At 38.3% G+C, this 9,731-nt stretch carries 10 protein-coding genes, 2 tRNA genes and 1 riboswitch; of the genes, 5 read left to right on the plus strand and 7 right to left on the minus strand.

Annotation, left to right across the window (positions count from 1 at the left end; translation table 11 throughout):
- Positions 1-95: 95 nt before the first annotated feature.
- Positions 96-205: riboswitch (SAM riboswitch) on the minus strand.
- A 265-nt stretch (positions 206-470) separates the two neighbouring features.
- From AC1DG9_RS17355 to murQ, 3 genes are read right to left on the minus strand one after another with little or no spacing between them, the layout of a single operon-like run.
- Positions 471-1,223: a Bax inhibitor-1/YccA family protein gene (locus tag AC1DG9_RS17355; protein ID WP_172661914.1), complete on the minus strand. Its 753-nt coding sequence runs from the start codon at positions 1,221-1,223 to the stop codon at positions 471-473.
- Positions 1,224-1,271: 48 nt separating this feature from the next.
- Positions 1,272-1,841 (minus strand): hypothetical protein, encoded by a 570-nt coding sequence (locus AC1DG9_RS17360; RefSeq protein ID WP_172661913.1) that lies wholly within the window; start codon positions 1,839-1,841, stop codon positions 1,272-1,274.
- Between the two features lie 6 nt (positions 1,842-1,847).
- A complete protein-coding gene (gene murQ, locus AC1DG9_RS17365) occupies positions 1,848-2,654 on the minus strand; it encodes an N-acetylmuramic acid 6-phosphate etherase (protein ID WP_172661912.1) in 807 nt (268 codons plus the stop codon).
- A 184-nt stretch (positions 2,655-2,838) separates the two neighbouring features.
- Between murQ and AC1DG9_RS17370 the strand changes: the two genes are divergently transcribed.
- The gene (locus AC1DG9_RS17370; RefSeq protein WP_172661911.1) at positions 2,839-4,416 is read left to right on the plus strand and encodes a S41 family peptidase; all 1,578 of its coding nucleotides are present in this window, start codon (positions 2,839-2,841) and stop codon (positions 4,414-4,416) included.
- Positions 4,417-4,418: 2 nt separating this feature from the next.
- Here AC1DG9_RS17370 and der read toward each other — a convergent pair whose 3' ends face one another.
- Together der and era are read right to left on the minus strand one after the other, a co-directional pair.
- A complete protein-coding gene (der, locus tag AC1DG9_RS17375; protein ID WP_068887998.1) occupies positions 4,419-5,720 on the minus strand; it encodes a ribosome biogenesis GTPase Der in 1,302 nt (433 codons plus the stop codon).
- Positions 5,721-5,767: 47 nt separating this feature from the next.
- Positions 5,768-6,646, minus strand: a complete 879-nt coding sequence (gene era / locus AC1DG9_RS17380; RefSeq protein ID WP_048903657.1) for a GTPase Era — start codon at positions 6,644-6,646, stop codon at positions 5,768-5,770.
- A gap of 110 nt (positions 6,647-6,756) precedes the next feature.
- Between era and AC1DG9_RS17385 the strand changes: the two genes are divergently transcribed.
- The 3 genes from AC1DG9_RS17385 to AC1DG9_RS17395 all read left to right on the plus strand — a co-directional run bounded on the left by AC1DG9_RS17385 (position 6,757) and on the right by AC1DG9_RS17395 (position 7,786).
- Positions 6,757-6,832 (plus strand) — tRNA-Met (locus tag AC1DG9_RS17385).
- Between the two features lie 40 nt (positions 6,833-6,872).
- A tRNA-Glu gene (locus tag AC1DG9_RS17390) sits at positions 6,873-6,944 on the plus strand.
- A 314-nt stretch (positions 6,945-7,258) separates the two neighbouring features.
- Positions 7,259-7,786, plus strand: a complete 528-nt coding sequence (locus AC1DG9_RS17395; RefSeq protein ID WP_288884147.1) for a hypothetical protein — start codon at positions 7,259-7,261, stop codon at positions 7,784-7,786.
- 130 nt (positions 7,787-7,916) lie between these two features.
- Here AC1DG9_RS17395 and AC1DG9_RS17400 read toward each other — a convergent pair whose 3' ends face one another.
- Entirely contained in the window at positions 7,917-8,294 is a 378-nt protein-coding gene (locus tag AC1DG9_RS17400) for a winged helix-turn-helix transcriptional regulator (RefSeq protein ID WP_172661909.1), read from the minus strand.
- Positions 8,295-8,402: 108 nt separating this feature from the next.
- Between AC1DG9_RS17400 and AC1DG9_RS17405 the strand changes: the two genes are divergently transcribed.
- Positions 8,403-9,005, plus strand: coding sequence for an FMN-dependent NADH-azoreductase (locus tag AC1DG9_RS17405; protein ID WP_172661908.1), 603 nt, complete (start codon positions 8,403-8,405; stop codon positions 9,003-9,005).
- A 68-nt stretch (positions 9,006-9,073) separates the two neighbouring features.
- On the opposite strand, the gene AC1DG9_RS17410 is transcribed toward AC1DG9_RS17405, so the two are convergent.
- Positions 9,074-9,475 (minus strand): VOC family protein, encoded by a 402-nt coding sequence (locus AC1DG9_RS17410; RefSeq protein WP_172661907.1) that lies wholly within the window; start codon positions 9,473-9,475, stop codon positions 9,074-9,076.
- Positions 9,476-9,731: the final 256 nt, after the last annotated feature.

Raw genomic sequence — 9,731 nt, forward strand, 5'->3', positions numbered from 1 at the left:
GACAGAGCTAAAGTTGATAGAGGCTGTGCCTAAACAAGTGCCGAACTCATTACATACAAAGCTTATTCGAAAAGTCCGGTTTAGGTGTCGACTTTAACTTATCTTTCGGGAACCAATTGTTTGGCTCCAGTAGAATGTAGCACCTTGTAAGCACAGGTTGCTAAGACTTCGCAGGGTCTAATCCCTCCGTCTTTCTCTATAAGCATTACAAAGGTGCAACAAAGAAAAATCATTTCCAAAATTTCGGCCGTTAAAGCATATAAAATTGTATAGAGGAGACAATTAACTCAGAACTTCGAAACATTGTTTTGAAAACATCACAGTGTACAGCTGAATTTGAAAGCTTAAAATGTGTTTAAATTATAGAGATGGCAATCTGCCTATGAGAGATAAATATGTTGACAACGAAAAGGCGGGTGGGATCATAGTTCATGCTCCACCCGCCTTTAATATTTTTAAGAAACAGGTTGTTATTTTCTGCTTCCGAAGATTCTTAGTAGATATAAGAAGATGTTTATAAAGTCAAGGTAAAGAGATAAAGCGCCCATAATTGCCAGTTTCTTAGCGTCAGTTGCCGCCATTTGATCCCCATTTTCTTCAATACCCGCACCAATACGTTTCAGTTTCTGAACATCGTATGCTGTTAGAGCTGTAAAGATTGCTACTCCAAAGAAGCTCATTATGTAGCTAAAACGATCACTTCCAATAAACATGTTAATGATACCGGCAATGAATAAGCCTACTACACCTACCATTAATATTGGGCCAAATTTGCTTAAATCTACATCTGTGGTGTAACCTAAAACTGCCATTATTCCAAATATACCCGCTGCGGCAGCAAAACATGCTACAATTGAACCAGCGGTATAGATAAGTAATATAAAACTTAAACTAACACCTAATAGAACCGAAAATAGAACAAATACGCCTAATAAAGCACCATAAGACAGGCGGTTAAATCCTGTTCCCATTAAAATTACCAGACCAAGAGGCGCAAACATTGCGATATAACCTAGTATTGTTCTTTGTCCTGTTTCAAAATTAATTAATTGACTTAAAGCTGCAGGAGAAGTTGAAATAAGCAAAGCAGCTAATGTTGATAAACCAAGAGCTATAAACATCCATAAAAAAACATTCGCGAAGAATTTCTTGGCAACTTTACCAGTTAAGTCTTCTACAAAAACGGACTGTTGTGCCCAATCATTATTATTGTTATTATTCATGTGTTTTAAATTTATTTAAAGATACGAATTGTTTCATTCTAACAAAAGCTATGCCCCTAGCCTTTTTGTCAGGATTTCTTCAACTTTCTTGAAAAACTGAAGGGGTTTTAAGGTTCTCCATGCCATATCGTCAAGTTCGCCACCAAAATTGATGTAATAATCTATATTGCTGTTACGGAATTCATTGATTACATGTTCCTGGAAATTGATGCCTGTAATCCACCCATCTTCAACTTCCTGAAACCATTCTTCATAATAACTATCTTCAGAAGAATGGAAGTTCAGTACGTTTTCGCCTATCAGTATGAATTTATTTATGCCTTCGTCAATCATCAGTTCAATGATTTCACGTTTCAGAAGCATAATGTCGTTGCCGATGGCATCGTTCCACTCTCCAATAAGCTCTATGACTGCATAATTTCTATCGTAGTCAACATACAGTACTTTAAGATACATTGTACTTGATCCGAAATCATCCCATTGGGGATGTAACAGAAAATTGTACAGCTGCTTGTCGAAATAAAATTCCGAGTACTCAGTGTTGTAGAACGGAGAACGCTCATCTTCTGCCGCGATATAGTCATCACGCCATAGATAGTAAGGCTCTATTTCGTGCATGTCGGGTTATTTATGAGTAGATTCAACCGCTTTGCGGACACTTCCATAACGGATAAGCAGATCAGCAGCATGTTCATAATCTATATTCAGTTCGTCCATTACCATTTGTGTACCTCTGTCTACCAGTTTATGATTGGTTAGCTGCATGTCTACCATCTTGTTGCCTTTTACCCTGCCTAGTTTTATCATTACCGTAGTACTAAGCATGTTTAGAACCAGTTTTTGTGCAGTTCCAGACTTCATTCTGGTAGAACCTGTTAAAAATTCAGGACCAACTACTACCTCTACAGGGAAATCACTTTCAGCAGCTATCGGCCCCCCTTCGTTGCATACAATACAACCCGTTAAAATGCCATTTTTACGGGCAGTGTTTAGTCCGCCGATAACGTATGGCGTGGTTCCAGATGCGGCAAGACCAATTAAACAGTCGTTGGCATCAATTTTAAATTCCTGCAGATCTATCCATGCTTGCTGGTCATCATCTTCAGCATTTTCAACTGCTCTTCGTATGGCAGTGTCTCCGCCGGCAATAATTCCAACAACCCAATCAAACGGAACACCAAAGGTAGGAGGGCACTCTGAGGCATCAACAACACCCAGTCGGCCACTTGTGCCTGCACCGATGTAAAATAACCTTCCCCCGTTTATCATTCGCTCGGCAACAGCAGAAGCCAGTTTCTCTATCTGAGGAATTACTTTTTCCACAGCATAGGGAACTGTTTTGTCTTCATCATTTATGCCCTTTAGAATTTCAAGTACTGACATTTTATCAATATCGTTATACGTTGATTCTTGCTCGGTTACTCTTATCATTAGATTAATTTTTGTTAAAATTCGTGATTTTCTTGTTAAACCAGAAATAATAGGGGAAATCAATTCAAAATAAGGATTTCTTCTCAATTATAAAGTAATAGAAAAAATACTAAACAAATAAAAATCAAAGCGGTTAATTGATTATATAACAGTCTAATTTTGTACCTTTACGGTGCCTTTAGCCATGAAAAAGAATACCCGTTATAATCTCTTAATTGCCCTCACTTATTCAGTTACTTTAATAGGTGGGATGTTTTTTGGGTATAAGTTTCTGAAAGACCAGGGATATACCTTCCAAAAGACAACATATATAGCGGATAATAATGCGCAAAAGGTTGATGAAATTCTTCATATCATTAATAAAAACTATGTAGACGAGGTTAATGCCGATAGCTTAAATAACCTGCCTATTGATAGTTTATTGCATAAACTTGATCCTCATAGCATATATCTTCCACCAGAAAAAGCGAATGAATTTGCTGAATCATTAAATGGAAACTTTGAGGGCATAGGCATTGAATATTACATTTTAAATGACACCCTGCTGGTTACAAATGTAATTAAGGATGGCCCGGCATTTTTGGCCGGAATAAAACAGGGCGACAGAATTATTAAAATAGATACCATTTTTGTTAGTGGCAAGGCTTTGCCAAGAGAACAGATGATTGGTAAGATCAAGGGAAAAAAGGGTACTGCAGTAAAATTAACTATTGTGCATCCTGGCAGTAGCCTGGCAACTGTTTTTACGGTAAAACGCGATAGGGTACTGGTGAGTAGTATCGATGCGTCGTATATGCTTAACAGCGAAGTTGGTTATGTGAGGATCAGTAAATTTGGGTCAGATACTGATCGTGATTTTGTGGAATCTATAAAGTCGCTTAAATCTGAAGGGATGAAAAAGCTGGTACTTGATCTTCGGGACAACGGGGGAGGCTATTTAACGGCGGCAACGGGGCTGGCTAATCAAATTCTTGAGGAGAATAAATTAATTGTTTATACCGAAGGAAAACATGAGCCGCGCACAGATTATGTGGCCACAGGTGGAGGTGAGTTTGAAGATGGTAAACTAGTGGTGCTTATTAATGAAAACACGGCATCGGCCAGCGAAATTCTGGCGGGCGCGGTACAAGATCTAAACAGGGGGCTTATTATCGGTCGCCGTTCTTTTGGTAAAGGACTTGTTCAGGAGCAATTTCCTTTTGTAGATGGATCTGCATTGAATTTAACAATTGCACGTTATTATACTCCATCTGGCAGAAGTATTCAGAAATCGTATAAAGATGGCTATAAAGCTTATCAGGATGAGATAGAGAATCGTTTTAATGATGGAGAGCTTACTGCTTCGAAAAAAATTGTTAAAAAGGATAGTATAAAGGGCAGACTAGTAGGAGGTGGTATCCAGCCAGATATTTATGTAAAAATGGATACTATGGGTTATAACAAATGTTATACTATGCTGGCGTCTAAAAAGATATTGTTTGATTTTGTTTATGATGTTTTAGCCAGCAGATACTCTGCACCATTTATTGAGCAGAATCTGGCTACTTTTAATGTCAGTGAAGCAGACTATCGTGACCTGCTAAAGTATATTCAGAATCGTAATGTTGTTGTTGATCAGAAACAGCTGGCTTCGGCAAAACCACTGATCCTAAATGATATGAAGGTGCTTTTATGTAAGTATCACTTAGGTGATGCGGGTTATTATAAAGCGCTTAACCTAAGTGATGCTATGGTAAAACAGGCGTTAAATAGCTTGCAGTAAGCTTATTTCTGTCTGAAATAAATCTGGATTGGTACTCCGCTAAAATCAAAATGTTCACGAAGCTTATTCTCGATAAACCTTTTATAAGGTTCTTTAATGTATTGAGGTAAGTTACAGAAGAAAGCAAACATTGGTGATGTTCCATTGATCTGTGTGATGTATTTTATTTTGATGTACTTTCCTTTTAATGCAGGTGGCGGATAGTTTTCTATGATCGGCAACATTACATCGTTTAATTTAGATGTTGGGATTTTCTTGCCTCTGTTTTTATGTACTTCTAAAGCGGTTTCAATAGCCTGGAAAATACGTTGTTTAGTTACTACTGAAGTAAATACAATTGGCACATCAGTAAAAGGCTGCAATTTCTGACGAATCTGCTCTTCGAATGCTTTTACAGTTTTATTGTCTTTCTCTATTAAGTCCCATTTGTTTACAAGAATTACGATACCTTTCTTGTTTTTCTCTGCAAGGTGGAAAATATTCACGTCCTGCGATTCTAAACCTTCGGTTGCATCAACCATTAAGATCACCACATCGGCTTCTTCTAAGGCTTTAATTGTACGCATTACAGAATAAAACTCAATGTTCTCTTTTACCTTGGTTTTTTTACGTAAACCGGCAGTATCGATAAACATGAATTCATGTCCAAACTGATTATAATGAATGTGTATAGAGTCTCTGGTTGTACCTGCAATTGGAGTAACAATGTTTCTGTCTTTACCAATCAGTGCATTGATTAAAGAAGATTTACCAACGTTTGGTCTACCTACGATTGTGATTTTAGGAAGCGTGTTTTCTTCTTCAGGAAGATCTTCAAAGTTTTTGATCACATCATCAAGAAGATCACCTGTTCCTGATCCTGTCATAGACGAGATAGGGTAGATTTCGCCAAGGCCAAATCCGTAAAACACCGCAGCTTCGTTTTGTAGTTGTGTATTATCAACCTTGTTTACTACTGTAAATACAGGTTTTTTACTTCTTCTAAGTAATTGCGCTATTTCGTCGTCAAGATCTGTAATGCCTGTGGTTACGTCAACCATAAACAATAATACACTTGCTTCTTCAATAGCGATAACCACTTGCTCGCGGATAGCTGCTTCAAAAACATCTTCAGAGTTTGCTACGTAACCACCAGTATCAATTACAGTGAATTGTTTGTCAGTCCATTCAGCTGAACCGTAGTGACGGTCGCGGGTTACGCCGCTAAAATCATCGACAATGGCTTTACGACTTTCTGTTAAGCGGTTAAAGAGGGTAGATTTGCCTACGTTTGGTCTTCCGACGATTGCGATAATATTGCTCATATTGTGTTGTGAATTGTATTAATTATTAAGGGGTTGCAAAGGTAAGCTTAATTTTCGTACCCGAAACTTTTTAAGTAGTTCTTTTTACTGCGCCAGTCTGGAATTACTTTTACAAAGGTTTCAAGAAATACTTTCTGATCCAAAAATTTCTCAATATCCTTACGTGCTTCAGTTCCTACCTTTTTAAGACTTGCACCTCCTTTGCCTATCAGTATGTTTTTTTGAGAATCGCGTTCTACTATAATTTCAGCACTGATTTTGGTGATATTTTCTTCTTCTTTAAAGGCAGTAATAACTACTTCCGTACTGTAGGGTATTTCTTTTTGATAGTTGTTAAAGATCTTTTCTCTGATGATCTCAGATACAAAGAATCTTTGGTTACGATCTGTAAGGTCTTCTTTATCATAAAACGGCGCATGTTCCGGTAAATGATCTAATATCATGGTAAGGATGCCTTCCAGGTTGTATTGATGAAGTGCTGAGATGGCATATATGTGCTTTGGATTTAATTTTTCCTGCCAGTATGCTGACTTTTCTTCTACCTGTTCCTGGGTTGCATTGTCGATCTTGTTGATTAACACAATCATTGGAATAGTAGTATTGATGATTTTCTCTAATACATCATTCTCGTCGTGCTGCTCGTTAATGTCGGTAACAAACAGGATTAGATCTGCATCAGTTAGTGCTCCTTTTACGGAACTCATCATAGAATCCTGCAGACCATATCGAGGTTTTATGATGCCCGGCGTGTCAGAAAAAACTATTTGATAATCTTCTTCATTAACAATTCCTAAAATACGGTGGCGGGTTGTTTGGGCTTTCGGAGTGATGATCGAAAGTTTTTCGCCCACCAGGGCATTCATTAAGGTAGATTTACCCACATTGGGCTTACCTATGATACTTACAAAACCTGCTTTATGCGACATAAAAATATTTTTTGAAATAAATTTGCACCGCAAAGAAACGAATTATATCTTTGCATTCCAATTCGGAAGAAGAGTTAAGGATTTAGCAAAAACTACCAAATTGTATATAGTGCGGGGTGGAGCAGTTGGTAGCTCGTCGGGCTCATAACCCGAAGGTCATCAGTTCGAGTCTGGTCCCCGCTACCAAAAGRTTCGCAGYTTTAATTAAAACTGWGGCAATCAAAATGGCCCGTTCGTCTAGGGGTGAGGACGCCAGATTTTCATTCTGGAAACAGGGGTTCGATTCCCCTACGGGCTACTAAAAGCGATCAGAAACGATCGCTTTTGTCGTTTTCATCCATTTCATGGAACAGGGGGATCGTGCCGATAACTATCGGACGGAACTCCTACGGGCTTCGGAAAGCGATCAGATTTGGTCGTGTTTTCGGATAAGAACTGCAAGAATTTCATTCTGGATCCTTCAAGACGGACGATTATCCTACTATTTACGATTTATTTACAAAGTTTACATTTTTATTTACAATCCGAACCACTCGACCCGCAAAATATCAAAGTAGATTCGCTGAATCAATTTGAAAAAATATGAAAAATAAAAAAAATGTCACCTATGCGATGATCTTCGTATTGGTTGTAGTAAGCGGGCTAGTATTTGCCAATCGTAACATTAAAACTGAAACCGGTCGGTCTTCAGAACCGTTGTCCATTGCAAACAAGAAAGTCGCACTGGATCCCAGGAAACAATGGGAGGGAACTCCTGACGGTATAAAATATAAGGTATGGGAGGCATCTCCTGAAGGCAAAAAGGTGAGGGGCAGTCATGATAAAATAAAGGGCTACATCGAGTCTTTCGCGAATATGGAGGCCGTGGTCACCTCTGTTACTTTTCATCGTGAAAATGCAAAATCAGGAGGGCCAAAATGGCTTATCGTGAAGATTGATGGTGAACAATACATGATGCAATTTACTCCTAAAGAGTTTCAGCCGTTAACTAGCCTGAAAGTGAATGACAAAATAACTGTAAAAAGCCGCAGCGCAGGGAATTCGCCAAGTCATCCCTATTTGATTGTATCAGGGGATTATATTGAGCAAAATGGTAAGGTACTTTTTAAACGTGATTTCAGTAAAAGTGACCGTTGCTAAGAGGTAGTTGCAATAGCTAGATCATCTTCGATGTTCGCCAAATGCATTAAATCGTCCTGAACGGTGTTCAACAAATGTAACGCTTGGACGACAAGTCTCGGTGTTTAATCAACATCGAGGCTTTTCCCATTCAAGACTCCTTCCGCATGCTTTGTTTAACTTTTTCCCTGTGCTGCTCCCCCCAGCTACTTAGTTCAGCCAACACATTTTTTAAGGTCAGGCTATAACTGGTCGCCTCGTAAACAATACTTACCGGTTGGGTAGGATACACATTCCGCTTGATGAAGTCATTCAATTCCAAATCTTTTAATTCTTTAGCTAGGACCTTGGAGGAGATTCCGGAGACTTCATTCTGAATTTCATTGAAACGCTTGGATGATTGTACAAGTGAAAGGATCAAAGCCAACTTCCATTTCCCATTTAGCACATAGAGGGCGTCAAGAACATTTCTAAGTGAGCCCGCGCATTCTGTCTTGCTTGGTATCGGCTGATTTTTAATGACTTTCATAATCGCAAAGATAATCACTTACCCCGATGTAAGCGCTTACCTTTGGGTAACGACTAACTTTTTATCACCTCCTAGCCCTAGCTTTGCCCTTGATAATTAATCAATTTTATGAAACATATCCTTCATTTAAAATCAAGTATACAAGGTGCGACGTCGTACAGTATTAAATTAGGTCATGCCATTGTTGAAGAAATTCAGGAAAAGTATCCGGGTAGCATTGTTGAAGAGTTAAATCTGGTCGATATTGAAATACCACATCTCAAACCTGAAGTCCTCCGTGCATTCTTTATTCCCAGCGATGAGCTGACCAAAGAAGAAAAGGAATCTATCCTGCTTTCTGATCATTTAGTTAAACAATTATTCGCTGCAGACATCATTGTAATTGGGGCACCACTGATTAACTTTACTATTCATTCAGCACTAAAGGCATGGATTGATCATATTACCAGGGCAGGAATAACTTTTGGATATGGTGAAAACGGCCCTATCGGAAAGGTTACAGGGAAAAAAGTTTATGTAGCTATGTCATCCGGTGGCGTTTATTCAGAGGGACCAGGGAAAGCCAACGACTTTGTTGCCCCCTATCTGAAGGCTTTTCTTGGGTTTTTAGGTATGACAGATCTTACCGTATTCCGTGCGGAAGGACTAAAAGTGCCAGGAATTAAAGATTATGCTTTGGATAGAGCAATTAAAAGTATAAAGATTAATTAAGAGTATAAAGACTAGCAGTAATCTTATGGTTACTGCTTTTTTTTATGACCGATTTTCTGATTCTCGTTTTAAATACCTAATATCCAGGTCACATCAAAAGCATCAGTTACTTCAATTAGCACCTGTTCTTCATAATTCCTGTACGATAGGCCCCTGTGGCCAGATTTTATTTTCTCAATAAGTATTTTCCTATCATCTGTATTTTTACAACGTAAAAAGATAGAAAGATAATTCCCTATTTTTCTTCCTTCGTTGTGGACCAGATCCGAACCGTGAATAACTATACTATCAGAAACTAACGAGCCACTAATGACCGGTTTTTCTGTAAAACCCTGTAATTCCCTATCAAATGTTTCAAAATGCAGGGTTCCGCCAAAGCAGGTTTGGTAAAATGTGAGTGCCCTTTTACAATTCCCGGAAAATGTGATAAAGATTCCACTTATTAATTTATTGCTATTCTTAACTAACATCCTATACTGAATTATGCGTCGGGAATTTTTATTGGGAGGGAAAAAGCCTGGAATACCTTCTCCAGGCTTGCCATAATTACCCGATGTAATGAAACCATATTATCTTTCATTTTTTTAAAGCATAATTGATCAATCAATTATTTCTTTTTTGTAATTGCTTTCTCCTCATTCTCCTTTTTCCTGAATGCCACAATTCTTTTAATTAGCTTTTCAGGAAGCGGTTTATCTATTGGAAATTGGATAACAGCCTTGCTTG

This window comes from Pedobacter sp. 05L430, assembly GCF_056397585.1.

Excerpts from the sequence above, each read along its gene's own strand:
- murQ (WP_172661912.1), bottom strand. The coding sequence starts at position 2,654 with ATGATAAGAGTAACCGAGCAAGAATCAACGTATAACGATATTGATAAA.
- AC1DG9_RS17370 (WP_172661911.1), top strand. The coding sequence starts at position 2,839 with ATGAAAAAGAATACCCGTTATAATCTCTTAATTGCCCTCACTTATTCA.
- AC1DG9_RS17355 (WP_172661914.1), bottom strand. The coding sequence starts at position 1,223 with ATGAATAATAACAATAATAATGATTGGGCACAACAGTCCGTTTTTGTA.
- der (WP_068887998.1), bottom strand. The coding sequence starts at position 5,720 with ATGAGCAATATTATCGCAATCGTCGGAAGACCAAACGTAGGCAAATCT.
- AC1DG9_RS17405 (WP_172661908.1), top strand. The coding sequence starts at position 8,403 with ATGAAACATATCCTTCATTTAAAATCAAGTATACAAGGTGCGACGTCG.
- AC1DG9_RS17400 (WP_172661909.1), bottom strand. The coding sequence starts at position 8,294 with ATGAAAGTCATTAAAAATCAGCCGATACCAAGCAAGACAGAATGCGCG.
- AC1DG9_RS17410 (WP_172661907.1), bottom strand. The coding sequence starts at position 9,475 with ATGTTAGTTAAGAATAGCAATAAATTAATAAGTGGAATCTTTATCACA.
- AC1DG9_RS17360 (WP_172661913.1), bottom strand. The coding sequence starts at position 1,841 with ATGCACGAAATAGAGCCTTACTATCTATGGCGTGATGACTATATCGCG.
- era (WP_048903657.1), bottom strand. The coding sequence starts at position 6,646 with ATGTCGCATAAAGCAGGTTTTGTAAGTATCATAGGTAAGCCCAATGTG.
- AC1DG9_RS17395 (WP_288884147.1), top strand. The coding sequence starts at position 7,259 with ATGATCTTCGTATTGGTTGTAGTAAGCGGGCTAGTATTTGCCAATCGT.